This window comes from Streptomyces sp. CA-249302 (assembly GCF_050936785.1).
In the GTDB taxonomy this organism is placed as follows: Bacteria; Actinomycetota; Actinomycetes; order Streptomycetales; family Streptomycetaceae; genus Streptomyces.
The window spans coordinates 2,637,550-2,662,131 of sequence record NZ_JBNJMG010000001.1; the positions used below are offsets into that span (position 1 = coordinate 2,637,550).

A 24,582-nucleotide genomic window follows, 5' to 3' on the forward strand; every position below is an offset into this window, starting at 1 on the left:
CACCGACCGGGGTGCGGCGAGGTTCTCCTCGCCGCACCCCGTTTCGTTTCACCGCCCGCGCAGCTCCCGGTACTTGGCCACCAGCGCCCTGCTGGACGCGTCCAGACCCGGCGCCTCCGCCCCCTCGGTCAGGGCCGGCTCGACGCGCTTGGCCAGGACCTTGCCGAGCTCGACGCCCCACTGGTCGAAGGAGTCGATGTTCCAGACCGCGCCCTGCACGAACACCTTGTGCTCGTACAGCGCGATCAGCTGGCCGAGCACCGACGGGGTCAGCTCGCGGGCGAGGATCGTCGTGGTGGGGTGGTTGCCCTTGAAGGTCTTGTGGGCCACCAGCTCCTCCGGCACCCCTTCCGCCCGCACCTCCTCCGGCGTCTTGCCGAAGGCCAACGCCTGAGTCTGGGCGAAGAAGTTGGCCATCAGCAGGTCGTGCTGCGCCCTGAGCCCCTCACTCAGCTCCGCCACCGGCTCGGCGAAGCCGATGAAGTCCGCCGGGATCAACTTCGTGCCCTGGTGGATGAGTTGGTAGTACGCGTGCTGCCCGTTGGTCCCCGGCGTGCCCCACACCACCGGCCCGGTCTGCCAGTCGACCTGCTGCCCGTCCCGCCCGACGTACTTGCCGTTGGACTCCATGTCCAGCTGCTGCAGATACGCCGTGAACTTGGAGAGGTAGTGGCTGTACGGCAGCACGGCATGCGACTGGGCGTCGTGGAAGTTGCCGTACCAGATGCCCAACAGGCCGAGCAGCAACGGCACGTTGGACTCGGCGGGCGCGGTCCTGAAGTGCTCGTCGACCAGGTGGAAGCCGTCGAGCATCTCGCGGAAGCGGTCCGGGCCGATGGCGATCATCAGGGAGAGGCCGATCGCCGAGTCGTACGAGTACCGGCCGCCGACCCAGTCCCAGAACTCGAACATGTTGGCCGTGTCGATGCCGAAGTCGGCGACCTTTCCGGCGTTCGTCGACAGCGCCACGAAGTGCTTGGCGACGGCCTCCTGACCGGCCTTCAGCTCACCGAGCAGCCAGTCGCGCGCCGAGGTCGCGTTGGTGATCGTCTCGATCGTGGTGAAGGTCTTGGAGGCGATGACGAACAGCGTCTCCGCCGCGTCCAGGTCGCGGGTGGCCTCGTGCAGGTCGGCGCCGTCGACGTTCGACACGAAGCGGAGTGTGAGGTCGCGGTCGGTGAAGGCGCGCAGCACCTCGTAGGCCATCGCGGGGCCCAGGTCGGAGCCGCCGATGCCGATGTTGACGACGTTCTTGATACGCCTGCCGGTGTGGCCGGTCCAGGCGCCGGAGCGGACGCGCCCGGCGAAGTCGGCCATCTTGTCGAGGACTTCGTGCACCCTGGGCACGACGTTCTCCCCGTCGACCTCGATCACCGCGTCGCGTGGGGCGCGCAGGGCGGTGTGCAGGACGGCGCGGTCCTCCGTCGTGTTGATCTTCTCGCCGCGGAACATGGCGTCCCGCAGCCCGGCCACGTCGGTGGCGGCGGCCAGCTCGCGCAGCAGCCGCAGGGTCTCGTCGGTGACCAGGTGCTTGGAGTAGTCGACGTACAGGTCGCCCACCTGGAGCGTGTAGCCGGTGCCGCGGTCCGGTGCGGCGGCGAAGAGCTCGCGCAGCCGCACCTCCCCGAGTTCCTCTCGGTGCTTGGCCAGCGCGGTCCACTCGGGCGTCCGGTTGAGCCTGGTACGGCCGTCTGCGTTCATGTCCGACTTCAGCCTTCTTTCGTGCCTGTCCCAGCTGTTCCAACCTAGTTGATCAGCGCGGGGCGTGAGCCGTCGTGGCGTCGTCGTCCGGCGCAACAACAGGTACGTCCCGCTTGCGCCCGGGTATCAGCGCGAGGACCGACAGAACGAAGAAGGCCGCGGTGAGCAGCGCGGGCGTGTTCGGTCCCCAGGCGGTCGCGACGGCGCCGCCGAGCAGGGCGCCCAGCGGGGCCCCGGCGACGGCCAGGGTGCGGTAGGCGGAGCTGACCCGGCCCAGCATGTCGGCGGGGGCCCGCTGCTGCATGAGGGTCGTGGTGTTGACGTTCCACACCATGCCCATGAACCCGAAGACGGCGAGCGCCGCGACCGTCGCGGCCAGGCTGCGCACGGAGCCCATGACGACGAGGGCGCCGATCTGCACGCTCCCAGCGAGCAGCACGCTCCGTGTCGGGCCGAGCCGGGCGAGGATCCGCCGGTTCACCGCTCCTCCGGCCAGGCCGCCCACGGTGTACGCGGTGGTCGCCGCCGCGTAACCGGCCGTGCCGGCGTCGAGCCAGCCGGTCACCAGGATCACCAGCGTGGCGATCAGCGCGCCCATGCCGATGTTGCACAGGGCCGTCGCGACGCACAGCCCGCGCAGGGCCCGGTCGTGCCACAGCGTGCGCATGCCGTCGGCGATCTCCTGGCGCAGGGTGCTGCCGGCCGGTCTCGGTCCGCGTGTACCCGCCGCCGGTCCCGACCCACGGATGCCGGCCGCCGGTCCCGGCCCGCGGATGCCGGCCGCCGGTCCAGCCCTGCGGATGCCTCCTCTCGCTCCCCGCCCGCGGATGCCGCCCGTCGGCCCCGGCCCCGGCCCCCGCCCAGGCGCCGCGCGCCGCAGCGAGGCCACCAGCGCGGCCGCCACCAGGAAGGTCGCCGCGTCGGCCGCGAAGGGCACGGCGGCGCCCGCGGCGATCAGCAGCGGCACCACGGGCGCCCCGATCAGACCGCCCGCGATCTGCTGCCCGGTCATCAGCCGGGCGTTGGCGCTGCCGAGCGCGTCCCGGTCCACCAGTGCGGGCAGCAGGGCCGTGGCGGCGTTGTCGAAGAGGGTCTGGAGGGTGGTGAGGGCGAAGGCGAGCGCGATGAGCAGCGCGATCGAAGCGTGACCGAGCGCTACGGCCACGGCGAAGGCGGCCACGAGCAGCCCTCGTACCGCATCGACCGTCCACATCGCGCGCCGCTGGTCGACCCGGTCCGCGACCGCGCCGCCGAGCAGGCCGAAGATGATCCAGGGCAGATAGCCGCAGGCGGTGACGGAAGCGATGAGCAGGGGCCGGTCGGTCAGCGAGGCGGCCAGCAAGGGCAGGGCCGCACCCCGCAGCGCGTCCCCGAACCGGGACACCACCGCGGCCGTCCACAACCGCCCGAATCCCCCGCGCCACGGGGGCGCGCACACGCCCACCGACTCGACCGCAGCCACAGCTCCCCCTCACGATCCACCCGCCACGAAGGCGATGGACAAACCGTAGAGGGCACCACTGACAATCGGTCTCGAGGCCGTCGGCCGACCGGGCACGAAACAGCTCCGACCAGGCACCCCGCGGTGCCCGGCCGGTCGTCAACTCCTAGATCTCGCCCCGCAGTTTGGCGAGCGCCTCGGCGAGGATCGCCTCGCCGTCCGCGTCGCTGCGCCGCTCCCGGACGTACGCGAGGTGCGTCTTGTAGGGCTCGGTGCGCGGCGGGTCCGGCGGGTTGTCCCGGTCCTGTCCGGCGGGGAAGCCGCAGCGCGGGCAGTCCCAGGTCTCCGGAACCTGCGCGTCGCTGGCGAAGCTGGGCTGCGTCTCGTGCCCGTTCGAGCACCAGAAGGAGATGCGCAGACGCGGCGCGGACTCGCCGCGCTCGGCCTCGCCCATCGGCCCCGCCCCGACCCGGCTTCCTCGGATCGCGTTGCCACTTGCCACGGTGTAACTCCCTGCGTGATGGTGCCGCGAAGCGAGTCGGCGTGTCGCTTCGTTGCGAGCGCCTCAGTCTACGTAAGGCCCAACGCGCGTCCAGTGATTGGAGTTACAGCCCCCACACCTGGACGCAAGCCCCATGATAGGCCGCGCTCAGCTGCGCGTACCGAACATGGGGCGTTACGTGCGGAATGCAGGTGCCGTGTGTGCGTTGCCGCTCAGTTGTTCGTCTTCATGATGATGCCGAGGACGACAATGCACGCGAACCACAGCAGACCGATCACCAGGGTGATGCGGTCGAGGTTGCGCTCGGCGACCGAGGAGCCACCGACGGACGACTGCATGCCGCCACCGAACATGTCGGAGAGGCCGCCGCCCTTCCCCTTGTGCATCAGCACCAGCAGCATCAGCAGCAGGCTGAAGACGATCAGGGCGATCGAGAACCCCAAAACCACGGCTGGACCAACTCTCTCGGATTCGGATGAAACAACGGGGGCACGGTAGCTAGCTGCCTACCATGCCCCCGCAAGGGTACGACGGATCGCCGCTAGGGCCTACTCACTGGTCGCGGAAGCGCACGATCTTGACGAACTCGTCGGCATCCAGCGACGCACCGCCCACCAGGGCCCCGTCGATGTCGGCCTGCGCCATGATCTCGGCGACGTTGCCCGACTTCACGGAGCCGCCGTACTGGATGCGGACCTGGTCGGCCAGCTCCTGGGTGTACAGCTCGGCGATCTTGCCGCGGATGGCGGCGCAGACCTCCTGGGCGTCCTCGGCGCCGCAGACCTTGCCGGTGCCGATGGCCCAGACGGGCTCGTAGGCGATCACGACGGTCTCGGCCTGCTCGGCCGACAGGTCCTTGAGGCCGCCCTCGACCTGGGCGAGGGTATGGGAGACGTGGTTGCCCGCCTCGCGGACCTCGAGCTCCTCGCCGACGCACAGGATCGGGGTGATGCCGTGCTTGTAGGCGGCCTTGACCTTGGCGTTGACGATCTCGTCGGTCTCCGCGTGGTACTGGCGGCGCTCGGAGTGGCCGACGGCCACGTACGTGCACTTCAGTTTGGCCAGCATCGGGCCCGAGATCTCGCCGGTGTAGGCGCCGGAGTCCTGCGCCGAGATGTCCTGGGCGCCGTACTTGATCTTGAGCTTGTCGCCGTCGACCAGGGTCTGAACGGAGCGCAGGTCGGTGAAGGGCGGCAGTACGGCGACCTCGACGGCCTCGTAGTCCTTGTCGGCCAGGGCGAAGGCGAGCTTCTGGACATGCGCGATGGCCTCGAGGTGGTTGAGGTTCATCTTCCAGTTGCCCGCCATGATCGGCGTGCGCCCAGAAGAAATAGATGCAGCCATGTAGGTCAGTCCTCCAGTGCGGCGAGCCCGGGGAGCGTCTTGCCCTCGAGGTATTCGAGGGAGGCGCCGCCGCCGGTAGAGATGTGGCCGAATGCGGTCTCGTCGAAGCCCAGGATGCGGACGGCGGCGGCGGAGTCGCCACCGCCGACGACCGTGAAGGCCGAGGAGTCGAGGAGAGCCTGGGCGACCGCCTTGGTGCCCTCGGCGAATTCGGGGTGCTCGAAGACGCCCATCGGGCCGTTCCAGAAGACGGTGGCGGCGTCGGTGATCTTCGAGGCGTACAGCTTGCCGGAGGCCGGGCCGATGTCCAGGCCCATCCCGTCGGCCGGGATGGCCTCCGCGGCGACGGTGGTGGCGCCGGCCGGGGCCTTGGTCTTCAGGTCCGGGAAGGCGGGGGCGACCACGGCGTCGACCGGCAGGACCAGCTCGACGCCGGTCTTCTCGGCGCGCTCGATGTACTCCAGGACCGCCGGGATCTGGTCCTCCTGGAGGAGGGAGGCGCCGACCTCGTGGCCCTTGGCCTTGAGGAAGGTGAAGGCCATGCCGCCGCCGATGAGGATGCGGTCGGCCCTGCCGAGCAGCTCGTCGATGACGGCGAGCTTGTCGGAGACCTTGGCGCCGCCGAGCACGACCACGTAGGGCCGCTGGACCTCGTCGGTGAGCTTCTTCAGGACGCCGACCTCGGTGGCGATGAGGTAGCCGGCGTAGTGCGGCAGGCGGGCCGGGAGGTCGTACACGGAGGCGTGCTTGCGGTGCACGGCGCCGAACCCGTCACCGACGTAGACATCGGCGAGGGCGGCCAGCTGGTCCGCGAACTCACCACGCTCGGTGTCGTCCTTGGACGTCTCACCGGCGTTGAAGCGCAGGTTCTCGATGACCGCGACCTGGCCGGGCTGAAGGCCGTTGACCGCGTCGTGGGCGGCGGGCCCGACGGTGTCCTGGGCGAAGGCGACCGGGGCGCCGAGGAGTTCGGCGAGCCGCTCGGCGGCCGGGAGCAGGGAGAAGGCCGGGTCCGGGGCGCCCTTGGGGCGGCCCAGGTGCGAGGCGACGACCACCTTGGCGCCCGCCTCGGCGAGGGCCTTGACGGTGGGCAGTACGGCGCGGATGCGGCCGTCGTCGGTGATGAGGCCGTCGGCGAGCGGCACGTTGAGGTCGGCGCGGACGAAGACCCGCTTGTTGTCCACGCCTTCGGCGAGAAGTTCGTCGATCGTCTTCATTAGGGAGGCTCCTGGTGAGGGTTGCTCTGATCGTACGAGGGCTGCTGCGTACGCGAGTCAGGGCCCGGGCGGCGCGTCCCTGCGCCGCCCGAGCCCTGCGTTCACATCGAGTTGCCTGCTCTGTGGATCAGATCAGAGCTGGTTGCCCACGAAGACCGTGAGGTCGACGAGGCGGTTGGAGTAGCCCCACTCGTTGTCGTACCAGCCGAGGATCTTCACCGTGTTGCCCTCCTGGACCATGGTCAGGGAGGAGTCGAAGGTGCAGGAGGCCGGGTCGCTGACGATGTCCGAGGAGACGATCGGGTCCTCGGTGTACGACAGGTAGCCCGCCAGGTCGCCGTCCTCGGAGGCCTTCTTGAACGCGGCGTTGACCTCGTCCTTGGTGACCTCGCGCTGAAGCGTCACGACCAGGTCGGTGGCCGAGCCGGTCGGGACCGGGACGCGCATGGCGATGCCGTCCAGCTTGCCCTTGAGCTGCGGGAGGACCAGGGCGGTGGCCTTCGCGGCACCCGTCGTGGTCGGGATGATGTTCTCGGCGGCGGCGCGGGCGCGGCGCAGGTCCGAGTGCGGGAAGTCCAGGATGCGCTGGTCGTTGGTGTACGCGTGGACCGTCGTCATCAGGCCCTTGACGATGCCGAAGTTCTCGTCGAGGACCTTGGCCATCGGCGCCACACAGTTGGTGGTGCAGGAGGCGTTGGAGATGACGTGGTGGTTGGCCGCGTCGTACTTGTCCTGGTTGACACCCATCACGATGGTGATGTCCTCATCCTTGGCCGGAGCCGAGATGAGGACCTTCTTGGCGCCGCCGGCGATGTGCTTCTCGGCGTCGGCCTTCTTGGTGAAGATGCCGGTCGACTCGATGACGATGTCGACGCCCAGCTCGCCCCACGGGATGTCGGCGGGGTTGCGCTCGGACAGGACCTTGATGGTGTGGCCGTCGACGGTGATCGTGTCGGCGGTGTGCGAGACCTCGGCCTTGAGGCGGCCCAGGATGGTGTCGTACTTCAGCAGGTGAGCGGTGGTCGCGGTGTCACCCAGGTCGTTGACAGCCACGATCTCGATGTCAGCACCCTGCTCCAGCAGTGCGCGGAAGTAGTTGCGACCGATACGACCGAAGCCGTTGATGCCTACGCGGATCGTCACGAACCGATCTCCTCGTTGGTACGCCGGCCATGCGGTGCCGGCGAGCTCTGTTTGGGATGTCCCCGACCACCCATGACCCTACCTCCCTGAGAGCCGCCGAGTGACATCGAGATGCCCCATACACGGGCAGGCGGTCCGTACCCGCCAGTAGGGGTACGGACCGCCCGGGCCGGAAGGCCCGATCACTCTTTTTGACTACGGTGAGCTAGTCATCATTGACCAGGGTGTTCACCCTTCGAGGGCCGCGAGGGCCTTCTTGACGAGGGTGTTGCGGTCCGCCGCCGCGGTGACGTGCTCCAGGCCGAAGCCCAGCAGCACGGTCCGGTCGGTGGTCACGGCACCGTAGGTCTGGAACAGCGTTCCGGTGCGCGCCCAGTCCCTGAGCACGGCCGGGCTGCCCGCGGGCGGTCCGGGCACGCTCCAGGCGCCGAGCGAGGTCTCGAAGCCCTCGGTCTGGGTCGCCGTGCCGCCGATGACGAGCGAGGCGTCGTCGGCGAGGACGCCGTGGCCGCCGGTGCCCGGGTCGGTGACGTAGCTGATCGAGACCTCGATCTGCTTGCCGGCGTAGGCGCTCAGGTCGAAGTTCACCTGCTGCCAGCCGCTGGAGGCGCCGGTGAAGGCGTTCCACTGGCCGGAGGTGCCGGACGCGGTGCAGCTGTTGCCGGTCAGCGTCAGGTAGTGCTTCAGCCAGGGGTGCTCGCCGACGTAGAAGCCGGCTCCGCACTCCGCGGGTACGGCGGTGCTGGTGGCGCCGTTCTTGTCGGGGAGCGTGGTCCAGTCGTCGGCCCCGACCGTGTGGGCCTCGACGATCGCGTTGTCGTAGCCGGGTTCGGTGTCCCACAGCAGTTGGCTGCGCAGGGTCGGCTGGTCGGCCGCGGTCACGCCGGTGAGGTCGATGGTGCGGGTGAGGCGCTTGTAGGCGTCGTCGGTGTGCACGGCCGCGGCCATGTACGAACCGGCGTACGGACCGTACGGGTTGACGGTGCCGGCGAACTGGCCCGCGCCCGCGCTCGCGAACTGCGGGTACTTGTCGACGGGCAGTTCCTCGGAGGTGACGCCGTAGGTGCCCGCCTTGTCGAGCGGGTTGCCGGGGGCCGCGCCGAGGGCCGCGCCGGCGCCGTCGAGCTTGCCGGAGCCGGTGAAGCCGGTGGCCCCGGGCGTGGACGTACGCGAGTAGGCGCCCAGGTAGTACTGGCTGAAGTCGTCCGAAAGAGTGCCGCCGCCGAGGTCGACGTTGCCGCCGGCCTGCTCGCCCGCCTCGATCAGCTTCCCGCCCTCGTTGAGGAAGGCGCGCAGCTGGAGCTGGGTGGCGACGCCGGGGACGCTCGCGCCCGTGTAGTGGACGACGGTGCCGAAGTGGTCCAGGACGCCGAGCGCGTCGGGCGCGCCCTGGGTGGCGACGTCCCAGACGATCGCCTTGTGGCCGTTGGCCTTCAGCGCGTCCACGTAGGTCTGCGCCTGCGTGGCGGCCGCGCCCTCCTCGGCGACGACCAGGGTGTCGGCCTTGGCGCGCTGCGCGACGGTGTAGGTGAAGTGCTCGCTGGCGACCTTCTTGCCGCTCTTCGTCTCACCGGTGAACCAGACCTCGACCTTGTCGCCCGGGTCGCCGTCCCTGACCTTGGCCCGGTACTCGTCGAAGTGGAGGTTGTCCTCGCCGCCGTAGGTCTCGCCGCCCTTCCAGGACTTGAGCGCCCCTTCCTGCGTACGGCCGCCGTTGACGCGGTACTTGAGCTCCTTGTCGCGCACGGACTTGCGTACGACGACCGAGACCTCCTGGTCGGCGCCGCGCGAGTACGAGGTGGCGAACTTGGCCGGCGTGAAGTCGGCAGCCGTCAGGCCCAGCGAGGAGGACGGCGTGTCCGGGTGCGCGGCGGTCTCGGCGACCGAGAGCGCGAACGGGATGTTCTTCAGGAACTCGTCCTGGATCAGCTTCTCGTCGTCCGGGAAGTTGAACACGGACTGGCAGTCGGCCGCGTTCCACTGGTCGTTCGGATCGATGTTCGAGGCCGTCTGGCAGGTCGACATCTCCGGGGTGAACATCGACATGCCGTTGACGTTGGCCGCGTGGCCGTCCGCCTCGCCGTTGGTCGTGTACAGCTCCGAGGAGACCTGCGGGCGGTAGCCGGGGATCGCGGAGTTGTCCGGCGTACCGGCGAGCGCCTTGTAGAGGACGTCGTCCGGGGTGGGCGTGGCGACCTGCCAGCCGACGCCGTAGAGGAGAAGTTCGGCGGCGGAGTGGTAGTTGATGCCGTACGAGAAGCCGATCCGCTTCTCGAAGGCGTCCAGGTCCTTGGTCTCGGGCTCGGAGCCCGGGCTCGCGCCGCGGTAGGTCTGACTGGTGGGGTTGGGGGACGAACCCTCGTCGTCGTAGCCCCACTTGTAGGCGAAGTTGCGGTTGAGGTCGACGCCGTCGCCGGTGGAGATGACACCGTCCCCGTTGACGTCCCGCAGGTTCTTGCGCCACAGGCGGGTGTCGGAGTTCTGGAAGGTGTAGTCGTAGCCGTCGGGGTTGGCCGAGATCACGAACCACAGTTCGGTGGAGTCGACGATCTTCTTGACGCGTTTGTCGGTCTTGTAGTTGTCGAGGTAGTAGTGCATCAGACGCCGGGTCATCTCCGGCGTGATCCACTCGCGCGCGTGCTGGTTGGACATGTAGAGGACCGAGGGCTTCGAGCCGTCCTTGGTCTTCTTCGCGCCCTTGGTGAGCTTGACGGCGAGGATGTCCTGGCCGTTGATCGTCTTGCCGATGGAGACGACCTTGGTGAGGCCGGGGTTCTCCTGGCCGGTGCGGACGATCTCCTCCTTCAGGCCGCCGCTCCCGCTGTACGGGCGGTACACGCCCTGGGCGGCGTCCTCGACCCGCGCCTCGGCCTTGGCCGAAAGTGTGTGCTCGGTGAGGTCGACGCCCTTCTTCTCGAGGGACTTGGCCTGCTGGTCGGTGAGGTAGACCTCGACGGTGGCCGTCCCCTTCGCGGGAACCTGCTCGCCGAGTTCGTGACCGTCCTGTCCGGCGGCCAGCAGCAGGGGTACCTGCTTGGCCGTGACGTCGGCACGGTAGACGTTGACCTCGTTCGGGTCGTTCCCCTGTGAAGTCCCGTTCTGCGCCTGCGCGATGGGTGCGAGGCTCGCTCCGCCGATCAGGAGCGCGCCGACAGCGAGGATCGATCTCGCTCTAGGTCTCATGAACCCCCCTAGCAGTGGTCCGCCACAGCAGCGAACAGATGCCAGGCTCATGACAGTTCATGATCGAGTCAAGAGCGCCTCAAAGACAGACAAACGAGCGCAGACATACGTCGGTGCCGGCACCCCAAGTGGGTGCCGGCACCGACGTGTTGAGCGATCTTGACGCGGCGTCAGCCGACCAGGTTGTCGGCCATCTCCTCGGTGATGCTGGACTCCGTGCCCGGGATGCCGAGGTCGGAGGCGCGCTTGTCGGCCATCGCGAGCAGTCGGCGGATACGGCCGGCGACCGCGTCCTTGGTCAGCGGCGGGTCGGCGAGCGCGCCCAACTCCTCCAGCGAGGCCTGCTTGTGCTCCATGCGCAGCCGGCCGGCGGCCGCGAGGTGCTCGGGCACGTCGTCGGCGAGGATCTCAAGGGCGCGCTGGACCCTGGCTCCGGCCGCGACGGCCGCGCGCGCGGAGCGGCGGAGGTTGGCGTCGTCGAAGTTGGCGAGACGGTTCGCCGTGGCGCGCACCTCGCGGCGCATCCGGCGCTCCTCCCAGGCCAGCACCGACTCGTGCGCGCCGAGGCGGGTCAGCAGGGCGCCGATCGCGTCACCGTCACGGACGACGACCCGGTCGACCCCGCGCACCTCGCGGGCCTTGGCTGCGATCGACAGCCGGCGTGCCGCGCCGACCAGAGCGAGGGCGGCCTCGGGGCCGGGGCAGGTCACCTCCAGAGAGGAGGAGCGGCCGGGCTCGGTGAGCGAGCCGTGCGCCAGGAAGGCGCCGCGCCAGGCGGCCTCGGCGTCGCAGGTGGCCCCCGAGACCACCTGCGGGGGCAGCCCGCGGATCGGGCGGCCCCGCCCGTCCACCAGGCCGGTCTGCCGGGCCAGCTGATCACCGCCGGCGACCACCCGCACCACGTAACGCGAGCCCCGGCGCAGTCCGCCGGGCGCCATCACGATCAGCTCGGAGGAGTGGCCGAAGATCTCCAGGATGTCCCGCTTCAGGCGCCGGGCCGCCATCGCGGTGTCCAGCTCCGCCTCGATCACGATGCGCCCGCTGACCAGGTGGAGGCCGCCGGCGAACCGCAGAATGGCGGAGACCTCCGCCTTTCTGCAGCAGGTCCGGGTGACGGGGAGCCGGGAGATCTCGTCCTTCACCGCTGCCGTCATCGCCATGGGCCGATCCTTCCATGCATCCGAAAAATACGGTCGTACGCGGCGGCCAACAGCTCCGGGTCGTGCGTTGGAGTTCCGTCCGGCCGGGCCACCGGCGCCAGCTCGACCGCGGCGCCGAGCCGCTTGGCGGCTTCGGTGAGCAACGCACGGTCGGGCACGGCGGCCTCGTCGGCCAGCACCACGTCCAGGGCGAGTTTAGGGGCGTGTCGTCCCAAAACCTCCAAATGACGCTGCGGGGAGAAGCCGTCGGTTTCTCCGGGCTGCGGCGCGAGGTTCAGCGAGAGTACCCGGCGCGCCTTCGTCTCGGTGAGCGCGTCCAGCAGTTCCGGCACCAGCAGGTGCGGGATGACCGAGGAGAACCAGGAGCCCGGCCCGAGGACCACCCAGTCGGCGTCCAGGACCGCCTCGACGGCTTCGGGCACGGCGGGCGGGTCGTGCGGCACCAGGTGCACGGACTGCACCTCGCCGGGCGTGAGCGCCACGGTCGCCTGCCCCCGCACGGTGTCCACGTCCTCAGGCCGCCCCGGGTCGTGCCCCTTGACCAGGGCCTGCAGCTCCAGGGGTACGGCGGACATGGGCAGCACGCGCCCGTGCGCGCCGAGCAGCCTGCCGACCAGGTCGAGGGCCTGGACGTGGTCGCCGAGCTGCTCCCAGAGGGCGACGATCAGCAGGTTGCCGACCGCGTGCTCGTGCAGGTCCCCCTTGGACTGGAAGCGGTGCTGGATGACGCGGGCCCAGGTCTGGCCCCAGTCGTCGTCGCCGCACAGCGCGGCCAGCGCCTTGCGCAGGTCGCCGGGCGGCAGCACGCCCAGCTCGTCACGGAGGCGGCCGCTGGAGCCGCCGTCGTCGGCCACGGTGACGACGGCCGTGAGGTCGCCGGTGATCCGGCGCAGTGCGGCGAGCGAGGCGGACAGGCCCATGCCGCCGCCCAGCGCGACGACCTTGGGCTGGGCACCGCGCCGGCGCGGCCGGGCACCGCGGGCCTCGACGGGCCGGCCCGCGCGTGACTCGGGCACCACCCGGCGCAGCCTGCTCAGCCGCGAAGAACGTTCCGTCATTCGCGTCCCATGTCCCGGTGCACGACCACCGTCTCCACACCCTCGGCCGCGAGGCGCGCGGCGAGCTTCTCCGACGTGGCGACCGAGCGGTGCTTGCCGCCCGTGCAGCCGATGGCGATCGTCACGTACCGCTTGCCCTCGCGGCGGTAGCCGGCCGCGATGAGCCTGAGCAGCTCGGCGTAGCGGTCGAGGAACTCCTTGGCGCCGGGCTGGTTGAAGACGTACGCCGACACCTCCTCGTTGAGGCCGGTGAAGGGGCGCAGCTCCGGGACCCAGTGCGGGTTGGGCAGGAAGCGCATGTCCGCCACGAGGTCGGCGTCGACCGGGAGGCCGTATTTGAAGCCGAAGGACATGACGGTGGCCCGCAGCTCGGGCTCCTCCTCGCCCGCGAACTGGGCGTCCATCTTGGCGCGCAGCTCGTGCACGTTCAGGCTGGAGGTGTCGATCACCAGGTCGGCGTCGCCGCGCAGCTCGCGGAGCAGCTCGCGCTCGGCGGCGATGCCGTCGACGATGCGTCCGTCGCCCTGGAGGGGGTGCGGGCGGCGCACCGACTCGAAGCGGCGCACCAGGGCGTCGTCGGAGGACTCCAGGAAGACGATCCGCCGGGTGACGCCCCTGCCGTCGAGGTCGGCGAGCGACTCGCGGAGGTTGTCGAAGAAGCGGCGGCCGCGGACGTCGACGACGACCGCGATGCGTGCCACGTTGCCCTGCGAGCGGGCGCCGAGCTCCACCATGGTGGGGATCAACGCCGGCGGCAGGTTGTCGACGACGAACCAGCCGAGGTCCTCCAGACACTTGGCGGCCGTCGACCTTCCCGCCCCGGACATGCCGGAGATGATCACCAGCTCGGGGATGGCCGCGTCGGGAACCGCGGCCGTCTCGCTGGTCGTGCCCGTACTCACCTGTGCTCCGTCTCCGCCCTGGTCCTGTTGCCCGTCTTGCTCGTCGTGCTTGTTCACGTTCATGTCTCCTGCCCCCGTCGTTCGTCCGGGGCGCCCGTCGTCACGGGCTCCCCACCGGAACCCATGGTGCCGGGTTCCTCCTCCATGATCTCTCCAGTGGCCGTGTTGACGGCGGGTGCGGCCGGAGCCGCCTGGGCGAGGGCCACGGCGATGCTCTCGGCCGTCTTGCGGCCTATGCCGGGAACCTCGCAGATCTGGTCGATGGTGGCGGATCGAAGTTTCTTCAACGAACCGAAATGCTTAAGAACTGCCTGTTTACGAGCCTCGCCGAGGCCGGCCACGTCGTCCAAGGGGCTCGACCGGAAACGCTTGGCCCGTTTGGTGCGCTGGTAGGTGATCGCGAACCGGTGCGCCTCGTCACGGACGCGTTGCAGCAGGTAGAGGCCCTCGCTGGTGCGGGGCAGGACCACCGGGTCGTCGTCGTCCGGCAGCCAGACCTCCTCCAACCGCTTGGCGAGGCCGCAGACGGCCACGTCGTCGATGCCGAGCTCGTCGAGGGCCTTCTTGGCGGCCGCGACCTGCGGCTGGCCGCCGTCGACGACGACGAGCTGGGGCGGGTAGGCGAACTTCCTGGGGCGGCCGTCCTCGTCCTTCAGGCCGTTCTCCGCGGGGCCGGTGAGGCCGTTCTCCGGGCCGCCGGCGAGGCCGTCCTCGTGGCCGTCGTCGACCCACTCCCCCGTCTTCTCCTTCTCGGCGAGGTAGCGCCGGAAGCGGCGGTTGATCACCTCGTGCATGGAGCGGACGTCGTCCTGGCCCTCGAAGCCCTTGATCTGGAAGCGGCGGTACTCGCTCTTGCGCTGGAGACCGTCCTCGAAGACGACCATGGACGCGACCACGTCGTCGCCCTGGAGGTGGGAGATGTCGTAGCACTCGATCCGCAGCGGGGCGCTGTCCAGGTCGAGGGCCTCGGCGATCTCCTCCAGGGCACGCGAGCGCGTGGTGAGGTCGGAGGCGCGCTTGGTCTTGTGCAGGGCGAGGGCCTGCTGGGCGTTGCGCTCGACCGTCTCCATCAGGGCCTTCTTGTCGCCGCGCTGCGGGATGCGCAGCGAGACTCCCGAGCCCCGGCGGTCGGCCAGCCACTCCTGGACCGGCTCGACCGGGTCGGGCAGGGCGGGGACGAGGACCTCCTTGGGGACGGAGTCGCCCTTCTCCTCGCCGTAGAGCTGTTGAAGGGCGTGCTCGACGAGGGCGCCGGTGGTGATCTCCTCGACCTTGTCGGTGACCCAGCCGCGCTGGCCGCGCACGCGTCCGCCACGGACGTGGAAGATCTGGACGGCCGCCTCCAGCTCGTCCTCGGCGACCGCGATCAGGTCGGCGTCGGTCGCGTCGGCGAGCACGACCGCGTTCTTCTCCATGGCCTTCTTCAGGGCCTCGATGTCGTCGCGCAGGCGGGCGGCCCGCTCGTACTCCATCTCCTCGGCCGCCTCCGTCATCTCCTTCTCCAGACGGCGGATGTACGTGCCGGTGCGGCCGGCCATGAAGTCGCAGAACTCCTCGGCCAGTTCGCGGTGCTCCTCGGCCGAGACGCGCTCGACGCAGGGTGCCGAGCACTTGCCGATGTAGCCGAGCAGGCAGGGGCGGCCGGTGCGGGTGGCGTTCTTGAAGACGCCGGCCGAGCAGGTGCGCACGGGGAAGACGCGCAGCAGCAGGTCGACGGTGTCGCGGATCGCCCACGCGTGCCCGTACGGCCCGAAGTAGCGGACGCCCTTGCGCTTGTGGCCGCGCATCACCTGGACGCGCGGGAACTCCTCGTTCATCGTCACCGCGAGGTACGGATAGCTCTTGTCGTCGCGGTACTTGACGTTGAACCGGGGGTCGTACTCCTTGATCCAGGAGTACTCCAGCTGGAGGGCCTCGACCTCCGTGGACACCACGGTCCACTCCACGGACGCGGCGGTGGTGACCATCGTCCGGGTGCGCGGGTGCAGGTTCACCAGGTCCTGGAAGTAGTTCGCCAGGCGCTGGCGCAGGCTCTTCGCCTTTCCGACGTAGATCACCCGGCGGTGCTCGTCACGGAACCTGTACACCCCGGGAGAGTCCGGGATCTGTCCCGGCTTGGGGCGGTAGCTGGAGGGGTCGGCCATGTCTCACACCCTACTGGCGGGGACCGACAGTCCGGCGGGCCTGTGGACAACGCCTAGTGGGTCTCCAGGAAGGTCAGTACGGCCAGTACCCGGCGGTGGTCGTCGGTGTCCTCGGTGAGGTGGAGTTTGCCGAGGATGCTACGGACGTGTTTCTCCACCGTGCCCTCGGTGACCCACAGCCGACGGCCGATGCCGGCGTTGGAGCGGCCCTCGGCCATCAGCGCGAGGACCTCCTTCTCACGGGCGCTCAGGTGGGACAGCGGGTCGTCGCGGCGGTGGACCGAGAACAGCTCCTGCACCAGGGAGGGGTCGACGACCGAGCCGCCCCGGTGGATGCGCTCCAGGGCCTCGATGAACTCGTCGACGACCGTGACCCGGCTCTTGAGCAGGTAGCCGATCTTGCGGCCGCTGGCGAGCAGCTCCAGGGCCTCCTCCACCTCGACGAACGCCGACAGCACGAGGATGCCGGTGTCGGGGTGGCGGTCCCGGATGGTGCGGGCCGCCTTGAGGCCCTCGGTGGAGTGGTCCGGCGGCATTCTTATGTCGACGATCGCGAGGTCGGGTCGGTGTGTGGCGACCAGGTCCAGGAGCCGCGTGGCGTCGCCGGCCTGCCCCACCACCTCGTAGCCGACCCGCTGGCACAGGCTGGCCAGCCCCTCCCTGAGCAACACGTCGTCGTCGGCGAGGACGACCCGTCCCCGCGCGGGCTGCTGCGATGCGTCGTCCATGGCCCCGGCTCCCCTTGCCCCGACCGATCGGTGCGCGCCCAACAGCCTGCCCGACCGGCGGGGTTACGGCTAGCCGGAAGCGGAATTGGAGGCCTGCCGTGACGACATGAGGACGTATCGGAGCGATTCTCGTACGAGTGCAGAGCAAGTGGGCCGACCGGCTCGGGCGAGAGCCGGCGGGTCACGGGTCGAAGGGCTGCGGGAATGCGTCGGACGCGGATCGAGAAACGACGGCGGCCGGTCCGCGCCCGCCGGTACCAGGACGACACGCGCGCGTGGAGTGACGTACTGGATCCCAGGGACCCCGACATAGTGCGCGCCAAGCAGCTCGGCGGCGCGCGCGACGGCGGCACCGGCCGCCCCTAGAACCGGACGGCAGCCTCTCCGTCCGACATGACCGCCCGGACGTGCGCGAACGTCACCGAGTCCAAGGCCCCCCGTCCTGGACGACTCCCCTCCGCGTACGCCCGGGCGGTCACATCCGTGCCGCGGGTCCGCCGCTCAGCGGCAGCCGCACCCGCATGGTCGTGCCCTGGCCCGGCGGGCTGCTGACGGCCAGCTTGCCGCCGATCGCCTCGACCCGGTCGATCAGGCCGATGAGCCCGGAGCCCCGTCCGCTCTCGGCGCCGCCGACGCCGTCGTCGGCGATGGTCAGCTCCAGGACGTCGTCACGGATCCCGGCCTCGACGCGCACCACGCGCGCGTGCGCGTGTTTGGCGGCGTTGGTGAGGCACTCGGAGGTGACGTAGTAGGCGGCCACTTCCAGTTGCTCCGGGAAACGGGACGCCGGCAGTCGCAGATCGAGCTCCACGGGGATGGCGGAACGGCGGGCCAGGGAGCGCAGCGCGGGGCCGAGGCCGCCCTTGGAGAGGATGGCGGGGTGGATGCCGCGGGCCACCTGGAGCAGGTCCTGGAAGGCGTCGTCGAGGCCCTTGCTGACGTGGGCGATCTGTTCGGCGAGTTCGGACGTCGGGTCGGCGAGCATGGACTCGGCCAGCCGCAAATCGAGTTGGAGCGCGACCAGCCGCTGCTGGACGCCGTCGTGCAGATCGCGCTCGATACGGCGCCGGGAGGCGTCCCCGGCGGCCACCACGCGCGCGCGTGAAGCGGTCAACTGGTCGCGGCTGTCGGCGTTGGCGATGGCGGTCGCGACCAGTTCGGTGAAGTCGGCCAGCCGCGACTCGGTGCCCTCGGGCAGCGCGTCCAGTGCGGAGGCTGCGACGACGAAGCCCCACAGCCGGTCGTCGACGACGATGGGCGCGGCCACGGCCCGGCCGACCCGGGCCGCGCGCCGGGTCCGGGCCACCTCCGTCAGCGCCTCGTGCGCCGCCGCCCGGCGCGCCTCGCGGGTGGCCTCCTCGGGCTCGTCCGGGATCCAGCGCACGGTCCCCAGGACCGTGCGGCTGCCGTCGGACTCGTTGCGCAGCACGGCCGCGTTGGTGCTCAGCAGGTCCCCGACCTCCTGCGCCACCTTCGAGAACACCTCGGCGGGCGGCGAGCCGTGCGCCACCAGGGTGGCGACCCGGCGCAGCGCGGCCTGTTCCTCGGCGGCGCGGCGCCGCTCGGTGACGTCGCGGGCGGCGGCGTAGATGAGTCCCTCCTCGGGGACCGGCCGGGCGCTCCACTGCAGCCAGCACTCGGTGCCGTCGGCGCGCAGCCAGCGGTTCTCGAACTCGGCCAATTCGACGCCGACCGCAAGCCGTTCGAGGGCGTCGCGGGTGCCGGCCCGGTCCTCCTCGTGCACGAACTCGGTGTACGGCCTGGACAGAAGCGTTTCTCCTGAGTAGCCGAGGGTGCGTTCGAAGGCCGGGTTGACCCGTTTCAGGTAGCCGTCGAGTCCCGAGATGCACAGCAGGTCGAGGGAGAGGTTGAAGATGCTCTCCAGTTCCCGTTCGGCCTTCCTGCGCCGGCCGTGCGCGGCCGCGAAGGACGCCATGGTGCCGTTCATGCCGCCCAGCAGCTGGGCCCAGGTGCCGTAGAAGGAGCCGACGTCGGCCCGGTGTCCGAGCCGGTTGTCGTCGATCGCGGTGTTCATGGAACGGATCTCGGCGGCCAGCCGTTCAGTGGTCACCCGCAGTTCGCGGAACGTGTCGGCGACGTCCCCGAGTTCGTCGCGTCCCGCGTACCGGATGTCGTACGACAGGTCGCCGTCCGACAGCGCCCGCGCGCCCGCGGAGACCTCGTCCAGCGGCCGGGTGATCGAGCGTCCGAGGGCCAGGGCGAGGAAGGTGACCAGGCCGAGGACGGTGAGGGAGAGGACCAGGTCGCGCACGGCCCGGGTCTTCGCGGCGTCCAGTTCCTGTGCGGCGGTGCGGGCGAGTTCCGCCGCGGCCTGGTCCTGGATGCCGCGCAGGGAGGCGATGCGCGCCGTGGAGGCGGCCAGCCAGGTGTCGTACGAGGGCCAGTGGGCGGTCTGTGGATCGGCCGCGGTGAGCAGGTCGCGGACCTTGCGGACGGTCCGCCCGGGCGGCTGGAACTGGGTGGTGTACACCTCGGCCCACAGCCGGTCCGAGGTGTTCTGCCGGAAGTCCCGCAGCTGGGCCTCCTCCAGGGCGGGCCAGCGTCCGGCGGCGGCCGCGCTGCGTCCGGCGGGGGCGTCGAGCAGGATGGCCACCTCGGCGCGCTCGCGTTCGCCGGCCTCGATGGCCCCGAGGAGCGCGACATGGGCGTCGGCCGCGCGGCCCGCCGCCCTGGTGGGGCGTCCGGACTCGAGGGCGGCGACGGTGTCGAGCAGCTGGTCCTCGACGGACTGGTAGCGCTGTACGACGTCCGGGGCGCGGAGCGAGCCGGTGCCGGTCTCCACGCGTACGGCGTGCAGTTGACGGCTGACGGCGTCGAGCTTGCCCGCGACGTCGGAGTGCGGCCAGGAGGCGGCCCGGTCGGCGGCCCGCAGCAGCACGCGGTCGGTGGCCCGCTGGGTCGTGGACCGCTCGGCCAGGGTGGCCCGGCCGGGGTGCAGCCGGGCCAGTACGGCCGCGATGCGCTCGCGCGCCACGGCGTCGGAGACCTCGGTGGTCGCGAACGACACGCCGGTCGCCTGGTGGAAGCGGTCCAGCGTCCGCGCCTCCTCGGCCTGTCCGACGGCGCTGAAGGCGGTGAAGACCAGCATCCCGGTCACCGGGAGCAACACGAGCAGCATCAGCTTGCGGCCGACGCGGAGACGGGCGAGGAAGGGGGTGCGGCCTTGCCAGGAGCGGGACCTGGACGTCGTGGACCCGAGTCTTCGAAAGGGCGGGGGGCGACGCACGGCCGGTCCTCAGCGGCCGGTGGGCGGGTAGTACTGGTGGTCCGCGAGGTCCTTGTCGATGGCCCGGACCGCCCGGTCGAGCTCGGCCTGGACGGGGGCCCGGTCGAAGACGATCCTCGCGAAGGCACGGGAGAAGGCGTCGGTGACCGCCGCGTAGGCGGGGGTGCGGGGGCGGGGGCGGGCGGTGCCGTTCTGCAGTTGCTCGATGTACAGCCGTTCGGGGCCGGTCCCGGCGAACTGCTCGGTGCGGGCGATCGCCGAACGGGTCGCCGGTATCGCGCCGTTGACGTCCGTCATGCGCACCACCTCGTCGGGGCTCAGGAGGAAGGCCAGGAAGCGCCAGACGGCGTCCGGATCGACGCTGGTGGCGGGGATCGCCCACTGCCAGGAGCCCATGCCGGTGACGGTGCCGTGGCCGAAGTCCGGCAGCGGCACGATCGCCACGTCCTCCGGGAAGGCCTCGGTGTACTCGCGGTACCGCCAGTGGCCGCTCCAGGAGATGACGCTGCGGCCCTCGTCGAAGGCCCGGTCGTCCTTGTCAGGGTCGACGAGGCCCGCCTCGGCCCATCCCTGCATGGTCGTGAGCGCCCGGACGGCCTGCGGGCCGTTCAGGAAGCCGTCGGCCGTGCGGTAGTTCTTCGGATCGATGAGGTCACCTCCCGCCGACCACACCGCGGGCGCGAAGCCGTACGTGTTCCACTCCGAGCCCGGTGTCGCGAACCGGAGCCCGAGCGTGAGGGGCGCCCGGTGTCCCGCCTTGCGGAGTTTCCTCAGGATGCCCGTGAACTCGTCTGCGGTCCAGGCGTCCGTGGTGCCCCTGGGGAGGCGGATGCCGGCCTTCTTCAGCACCGACGGGCGGACGTACAGCCCGAGTCCGGAGTCGAAGGTTCCGAGGCCGAACAACTCACCCCGGTAGGTGCCCTGTTGGTGGACGGAGGGGAGCAGGTCGGCCCGCAGACCGTCGGGCAGACAGGAGCCGAGCGGCCGCAGCCGACCCGCCCAGGCCTGGGCGAAGAGCTTCGGCGCGTCGAAGTCGAGCAGGTCCGGCAGCGTCCCGTCGGCCGCCGCGGCACGGATCTCGGCGTCGTAGTCGCCACCCTCGGGGAGGTCCACCAGGCGGACCCGGACTGCTTGCTGGGACGCATCGAACCTCCGTACCTGATCGCGCAGGATCTGCAACTCGCCCTGCGCGGACGGCGAGTGGAACCACATGGTGATCTGCGAGGTGCCCTCGATCCTGCCGTCGCAGGTCGCGTCGGTACGGGGATTCGCCGGCCGGTCGTCCGAGTCCCCGCCGCCCGAACACCCCGCGAGCAGGAGGGCCCCGGCCAGCAGGAGCGCGGTTGCCGTACGGGTCCGCCGGGCCGGGGCCGGCTGGGTCATGACCCCTTCTGCGGATAGCCGTCGTGGGCCGCCAGATCCTTGTCGATGGCCTTGACCGCCTGGTCGAGCGTGGCCTGCACCGGGGCCCCGTGCAGCATGATCTTCGCGAAGGCTGTGCCGAAGGCGTCGGTGATCGCCGGGTAGGCGGGAGTCTGCGGACGCGGATGCGCGATGCCGTCGCGCAGCTGCTCGATGAAGAGGTGCTCGCCGCCGCCGGTGTCGAAGGCCGGTGACAGCTTCACTGCGCTGCCGGTGGCGGGGATGCCGCCGTTGGCGACGCTCATCCGGTGCACCTGCTCGGGCTTGAGCAGATAGGCGAGGAAGCTCCACACCGCGTCGCCGTCGGTGGCGCCGGAGGTGATGCCCCACTGCCAGGAACCCATGCCGGTGACGGTGCCCTGCCCGAAGTCGGGCAGCGGCACGATCGCCACGTCGCCCGGGAACACCTTCGTGTACTCCGGGTACCGCCAGTGGCCGCTCCAGGCGATGACGCTACGACCCTTGTCGAAGGCCTTCTCGTCCTTGTCGGGGTCGATGTAGCCCGCCTTGCTCCAGCTCTGCATGACGGTCAGTGCCCTGACGGACTCCGGGCTGTTCAGGAAGCCGTCGGCGGTGCGGAAGGTCTTCGGGTCGATGAGGTCGCCGCCCGCCGACCACACCGCGGGTGCGAAGCCGTACGTGTTCCACTCGTCGCCCTTCCCGACGTACGGGAGTCCGATGTCGAGCGGTGCCCGGTACCCCAGCTTGCGGAGCCTGGCCAGGATGCCGGTCAGCTCGTCGGCGGTCCAGGCGTCGCCGGTGCCCTTGGGGATGCGAACCCCCGCCTTCTTCAGCACCGACGGCCGTACGTACAGCCCCATCCCGGAGTCGAAGGCGCCGATGCCCCACAACCGCCCCGCGTACGTGCCCTGTTGGCGGACGGAGGGCAGCAGGTCGTCTCGGACGCTCTTCGGCACGCAGGAGTCGATCGGCTTGAGCTTGCCGGACCAGGCGTAGCTGTAGAGGTTCGGGCCGTCGAAGTCGAGCAGGTCCGGCAGGTCGCCGCTGGCCGCGGCGGATTCGACCAGTTCGGAGTAGGGGCGCTGCTCGGGGAGCTTGACGAGTTCGACGCGCACGTTCTTCTGCGCCTTGTTGAAGTCCGCGACCTGCTCGGCCAGCGTGCCGACCTCGGTCACCGGGCCCGAGTGGTACCACACCGTCACATGCGCGGTGCCGTCGATCCTGCCGTCGCAGGTGGTGTCGCCGTGCGCCTTCTGCGCCTTGCCGTCACCTCCCCCGCCACCGCATCCGGCCAGCAACAGGGCGGTGCCCACCAGCCCCGAGACCAGAATCCTGCTGAGCGACGCCTTCATAGCGCACCCCCACTCGACCGGACGTACGCGGCCATCCCCAGGGCGCGCTCATGCTACCGCCGGTGACGTGCCGCTGCGCGGGGTAACCGCGAACCCGCCCATTCGGCACAGGCCTTCAGCACATTCCAGCTGACCGGTACCGCGCCGCGTCGACTCTTTCCGGGTAGCTGGAAAGCGCAATCACCTGCCTGTTGGGACGCTGTCCGCATGTCCATGCGCTGTCTTCTCGTCGATGACAGCATCCGGTTCCTGGAGGCCGCACGGACCCTGCTCGAACGCGACGGCGTACCTGTCGTCGGCATGGCCTCGACGGGTGCGGAGGCGCTCGCGCGGGCGGCCGAACTGGCCCCCGACATCGTCCTGGTGGACCTCGACCTCGACGGCGAGAGCGGTTTCGACGTCGCGGCCGAACTGGCCGGCCGGGTCTCCTCCGTCATCATCCTGATCTCCACCCACTCCCTCGAGGACTTCCAGGAACTGGTCGCCGTCAGTCCGGCCCGCGGCTTCCTGCACAAGTCCGACCTGTCCGCACGGGCGATCCGGGAGGTGCTCGGCAACGACGGCACGGCCGCGCCGACTTGAGGCCGCTGATCGGGTCTCGGCCAGGAGTACGCGGCTGTTGGGCATCAGGTGTTGTCGGGACTTGGTCAACACGCTTCAATGCGGGGGAACTCGGGGCCGTGAACGACGGCGTACGGATGTGAAGACCCCCCGACGCCGACGGGGTGGCCCCGGACACCAGCGCGAACCCGGCCCGACCAGCCGTAGCGAGCACACACAGAAAGGCCCCTGCATGCCGCACGCCACACAGCACGCGGACGACACCGCCGTCGCCACCGCGGAACTGGACTCGGCCCTGCGAGGCGGCCCCTTCCACGTCGCGCTGCGCGCCGCCATCGCCGCCCGTGGACTGCCGCTGCAGCGGGTGCAGCACCATCTGTCGCGCTACGGCGTCAAGGTCGGCGTCACCAGCCTGAGTTACTGGCAGCAGGGCGCCCGCCGCCCGCAGCGCCCCGAGTCCCTACGCGCCGTACGCGCGCTGGAGGAGATCCTCCAACTCCCGGAGGAGTCGCTGATCCGGCTGCTCGCCGAGTCCGACGAGCACACCTCCGGGCAGCGGACCGCGGCCCGCTCGTACCGCTCCCTGGTGCAGGCCTCCGACGTCCTCGACCGGATGCTGACCGAGCTGAACCTGCCGCCGGACGGCGGGCTGCACACCCTCGGGCACCACGAGCGGGTGCGCATAGGGGCGCGCCGTGAACTCGCGGGGCGCGAGTCTCACCACATCGTGCGCGCCCACAAGGACGGCGTCGACCGCTTCGTGGCCGTCCACCACGGCGACCCGGGGTGCGCGCCGGAGCGCATGCGGGTGCAGGCCCTGGAGAACTGCCGCACGGGACGCGTGCGCCTGCACCACGACACCGGGGTGCTCGTGGCCGAGCTGCTCTTCGACACCCGGCTGCGGGCCGGCGACACCTTCCTCTTCCGCTACGGCGTCGAGGACGGCACCGCCGGTGTCTCGCGCGAGTACGTCCGCGGATTCGGGCCGGCGGGCGGGCAGTACGCCCTCCAGGTCCACTTCGACGAACGCGCCCTCCCACTGCGCTGCCACCGCTTCGCCCAGCACTCCCCGGCGGCCCCCCGCAGCGGCCGCCAGGAACTCCCCCTCAGCGGCCACCACCGCTCGGTCCACCTCGTCGAACCGCGGGTGCGGACGGGGGTCGTGGGGATCGGGTGGGACTGGGAGTGACCCCGGGACGGGCCGGAGGTGGCCTCGGGGCGGGCTGGAAGTGACCTCGGGACGGGCGGGGAGTGACCTCGGAGTGAGACCGCCGTCCTTCAGTCCGCCGGCCCCGCGACGATCCTGTAGTTCCTGGCCTCCACCGGCAGCTCGTGCAGCGGCTCGGTCGCCGGAGAGCACACCACCTTGCCGGTCACGGCGTCGAACTCGCTGCCGTGGCACGGGCAGACCAGCGTCGTCCCCTCCAGCTCGTTGATCGGGCACTGCACGTGTGCGCAGATCGTGCTGTACGCCTTCAACTAGCCGTCCGTGGCGGACGGTCATCCGGGGCTCCAG

Annotated in this window: 19 protein-coding genes and 1 pseudogene; 3 read left to right on the forward strand and 17 right to left on the reverse strand. The window is 70.6% G+C overall.

Annotated features, from left to right (window positions below; translation table 11 throughout):
* Positions 1-48: 48 nt before the first annotated feature.
* From pgi to ACQEWB_RS11970, 13 genes are all read right to left on the reverse strand, one after another.
* Positions 49-1,701 carry a glucose-6-phosphate isomerase gene (gene pgi, locus ACQEWB_RS11910; protein WP_432829911.1) on the reverse strand — a complete coding sequence of 551 codons (1,653 nt, stop codon included), beginning with the start codon at positions 1,699-1,701 and terminating at the stop codon, positions 49-51.
* 52 nt (positions 1,702-1,753) lie between these two features.
* Entirely contained in the window at positions 1,754-3,163 is a 1,410-nt protein-coding gene (locus tag ACQEWB_RS11915; RefSeq protein WP_432829913.1) for an MFS transporter, read from the reverse strand.
* A 145-nt stretch (positions 3,164-3,308) separates the two neighbouring features.
* The gene (locus ACQEWB_RS11920) at positions 3,309-3,596 is read right to left on the reverse strand and encodes an RNA polymerase-binding protein RbpA (protein ID WP_007448238.1); all 288 of its coding nucleotides are present in this window, start codon (positions 3,594-3,596) and stop codon (positions 3,309-3,311) included.
* A gap of 260 nt (positions 3,597-3,856) precedes the next feature.
* Positions 3,857-4,093 (reverse strand): preprotein translocase subunit SecG, encoded by a 237-nt coding sequence (secG, locus tag ACQEWB_RS11925; protein WP_432829915.1) that lies wholly within the window; start codon positions 4,091-4,093, stop codon positions 3,857-3,859.
* Between the two features lie 103 nt (positions 4,094-4,196).
* Positions 4,197-4,952: a triose-phosphate isomerase gene (gene tpiA / locus ACQEWB_RS11930; RefSeq protein WP_432843760.1), complete on the reverse strand. Its 756-nt coding sequence runs from the start codon at positions 4,950-4,952 to the stop codon at positions 4,197-4,199.
* 41 nt (positions 4,953-4,993) lie between these two features.
* Positions 4,994-6,205: a phosphoglycerate kinase gene (locus ACQEWB_RS11935; protein WP_432829917.1), complete on the reverse strand. Its 1,212-nt coding sequence runs from the start codon at positions 6,203-6,205 to the stop codon at positions 4,994-4,996.
* Positions 6,206-6,337: 132 nt separating this feature from the next.
* Positions 6,338-7,348 carry a type I glyceraldehyde-3-phosphate dehydrogenase gene (gap, locus tag ACQEWB_RS11940; RefSeq protein WP_432829919.1) on the reverse strand — a complete coding sequence of 337 codons (1,011 nt, stop codon included), beginning with the start codon at positions 7,346-7,348 and terminating at the stop codon, positions 6,338-6,340.
* A 228-nt stretch (positions 7,349-7,576) separates the two neighbouring features.
* The gene (locus ACQEWB_RS11945; RefSeq protein WP_432829921.1) at positions 7,577-10,531 is read right to left on the reverse strand and encodes a M14 family zinc carboxypeptidase; all 2,955 of its coding nucleotides are present in this window, start codon (positions 10,529-10,531) and stop codon (positions 7,577-7,579) included.
* Between the two features lie 170 nt (positions 10,532-10,701).
* On the reverse strand, positions 10,702-11,691 hold the full coding sequence (gene whiA, locus ACQEWB_RS11950; protein ID WP_031057649.1) for a DNA-binding protein WhiA: 990 nt from the start codon (positions 11,689-11,691) through the stop codon (positions 10,702-10,704).
* Positions 11,682-12,749 (reverse strand): gluconeogenesis factor YvcK family protein, encoded by a 1,068-nt coding sequence (locus tag ACQEWB_RS11955; protein WP_432829924.1) that lies wholly within the window; start codon positions 12,747-12,749, stop codon positions 11,682-11,684. Before ACQEWB_RS11955 ends, whiA begins: the two co-directional genes overlap by 10 nt.
* Positions 12,746-13,714, reverse strand: coding sequence for an RNase adapter RapZ (rapZ, locus tag ACQEWB_RS11960; RefSeq protein ID WP_432829926.1), 969 nt, complete (start codon positions 13,712-13,714; stop codon positions 12,746-12,748). The genes ACQEWB_RS11955 and rapZ overlap by 4 nt, the downstream gene beginning before the upstream one ends.
* A complete protein-coding gene (uvrC, locus tag ACQEWB_RS11965; protein ID WP_432829928.1) occupies positions 13,711-15,795 on the reverse strand; it encodes an excinuclease ABC subunit UvrC in 2,085 nt (694 codons plus the stop codon). The genes rapZ and uvrC overlap by 4 nt, the downstream gene beginning before the upstream one ends.
* Before the next feature lie 53 nt (positions 15,796-15,848).
* On the reverse strand, positions 15,849-16,523 hold the full coding sequence (locus ACQEWB_RS11970) for a response regulator transcription factor (protein WP_432829930.1): 675 nt from the start codon (positions 16,521-16,523) through the stop codon (positions 15,849-15,851).
* Between the two features lie 204 nt (positions 16,524-16,727).
* On the opposite strand from ACQEWB_RS11970, the gene ACQEWB_RS11975 reads away from it, so the two are divergent.
* Entirely contained in the window at positions 16,728-16,889 is a 162-nt protein-coding gene (locus ACQEWB_RS11975) for a hypothetical protein (RefSeq protein ID WP_432829932.1), read from the forward strand.
* 109 nt (positions 16,890-16,998) lie between these two features.
* On the opposite strand, the gene ACQEWB_RS11980 is transcribed toward ACQEWB_RS11975, so the two are convergent.
* The 3 genes from ACQEWB_RS11980 to ACQEWB_RS11990 all read right to left on the reverse strand — a co-directional run bounded on the left by ACQEWB_RS11980 (position 16,999) and on the right by ACQEWB_RS11990 (position 22,505).
* The gene (locus ACQEWB_RS11980; protein WP_432843762.1) at positions 16,999-19,662 is read right to left on the reverse strand and encodes a PAS domain S-box protein; all 2,664 of its coding nucleotides are present in this window, start codon (positions 19,660-19,662) and stop codon (positions 16,999-17,001) included.
* A gap of 117 nt (positions 19,663-19,779) precedes the next feature.
* Entirely contained in the window at positions 19,780-21,153 is a 1,374-nt protein-coding gene (locus tag ACQEWB_RS11985) for an extracellular solute-binding protein (protein WP_432829934.1), read from the reverse strand.
* Entirely contained in the window at positions 21,150-22,505 is a 1,356-nt protein-coding gene (locus ACQEWB_RS11990) for an ABC transporter substrate-binding protein (protein ID WP_432829936.1), read from the reverse strand. Before ACQEWB_RS11990 ends, ACQEWB_RS11985 begins: the two co-directional genes overlap by 4 nt.
* 207 nt (positions 22,506-22,712) lie before the next feature.
* Here ACQEWB_RS11990 and ACQEWB_RS11995 point away from each other — a divergent pair, with 207 nt between their 5' ends.
* Positions 22,713-23,087 carry a response regulator gene (locus ACQEWB_RS11995; RefSeq protein WP_432829938.1) on the forward strand — a complete coding sequence of 125 codons (375 nt, stop codon included), beginning with the start codon at positions 22,713-22,715 and terminating at the stop codon, positions 23,085-23,087.
* A 211-nt stretch (positions 23,088-23,298) separates the two neighbouring features.
* Positions 23,299-24,255, forward strand: a complete 957-nt coding sequence (locus ACQEWB_RS12000; protein ID WP_432829940.1) for a hypothetical protein — start codon at positions 23,299-23,301, stop codon at positions 24,253-24,255.
* Positions 24,256-24,344: 89 nt separating this feature from the next.
* On the opposite strand, the pseudogene ACQEWB_RS12005 reads toward ACQEWB_RS12000, so the two are convergent.
* Positions 24,345-24,545 (reverse strand): annotated as a pseudogene (locus ACQEWB_RS12005) (Rieske (2Fe-2S) protein); the annotation flags it as partial.
* Positions 24,546-24,582 lie beyond the last annotated feature (37 nt).

Bases quoted from the DNA above. Each gene is read 5' to 3' on its own strand.
- ACQEWB_RS12000 (WP_432829940.1), top strand. From the start codon at position 23,299: ATGCCGCACGCCACACAGCACGCGGACGACACCGCCGTCGCCACCGCG.
- ACQEWB_RS11995 (WP_432829938.1), top strand. From the start codon at position 22,713: ATGTCCATGCGCTGTCTTCTCGTCGATGACAGCATCCGGTTCCTGGAG.
- tpiA (WP_432843760.1), bottom strand. From the start codon at position 4,952: ATGGCGGGCAACTGGAAGATGAACCTCAACCACCTCGAGGCCATCGCG.
- ACQEWB_RS11985 (WP_432829934.1), bottom strand. From the start codon at position 21,153: ATGACCCAGCCGGCCCCGGCCCGGCGGACCCGTACGGCAACCGCGCTC.
- whiA (WP_031057649.1), bottom strand. From the start codon at position 11,691: ATGGCGATGACGGCAGCGGTGAAGGACGAGATCTCCCGGCTCCCCGTC.
- ACQEWB_RS11955 (WP_432829924.1), bottom strand. From the start codon at position 12,749: ATGACGGAACGTTCTTCGCGGCTGAGCAGGCTGCGCCGGGTGGTGCCC.
- ACQEWB_RS11975 (WP_432829932.1), top strand. From the start codon at position 16,728: ATGCGTCGGACGCGGATCGAGAAACGACGGCGGCCGGTCCGCGCCCGC.
- ACQEWB_RS11990 (WP_432829936.1), bottom strand. From the start codon at position 22,505: ATGAAGGCGTCGCTCAGCAGGATTCTGGTCTCGGGGCTGGTGGGCACC.
- uvrC (WP_432829928.1), bottom strand. From the start codon at position 15,795: ATGGCCGACCCCTCCAGCTACCGCCCCAAGCCGGGACAGATCCCGGAC.
- pgi (WP_432829911.1), bottom strand. From the start codon at position 1,701: ATGAACGCAGACGGCCGTACCAGGCTCAACCGGACGCCCGAGTGGACC.
- ACQEWB_RS11945 (WP_432829921.1), bottom strand. From the start codon at position 10,531: ATGAGACCTAGAGCGAGATCGATCCTCGCTGTCGGCGCGCTCCTGATC.
- ACQEWB_RS11980 (WP_432843762.1), bottom strand. From the start codon at position 19,662: ATGCTGCTCGTGTTGCTCCCGGTGACCGGGATGCTGGTCTTCACCGCC.
- rapZ (WP_432829926.1), bottom strand. From the start codon at position 13,714: ATGAACGTGAACAAGCACGACGAGCAAGACGGGCAACAGGACCAGGGC.
- ACQEWB_RS11970 (WP_432829930.1), bottom strand. From the start codon at position 16,523: ATGGACGACGCATCGCAGCAGCCCGCGCGGGGACGGGTCGTCCTCGCC.
- ACQEWB_RS11935 (WP_432829917.1), bottom strand. From the start codon at position 6,205: ATGAAGACGATCGACGAACTTCTCGCCGAAGGCGTGGACAACAAGCGG.
- ACQEWB_RS11920 (WP_007448238.1), bottom strand. From the start codon at position 3,596: ATGGGCGAGGCCGAGCGCGGCGAGTCCGCGCCGCGTCTGCGCATCTCC.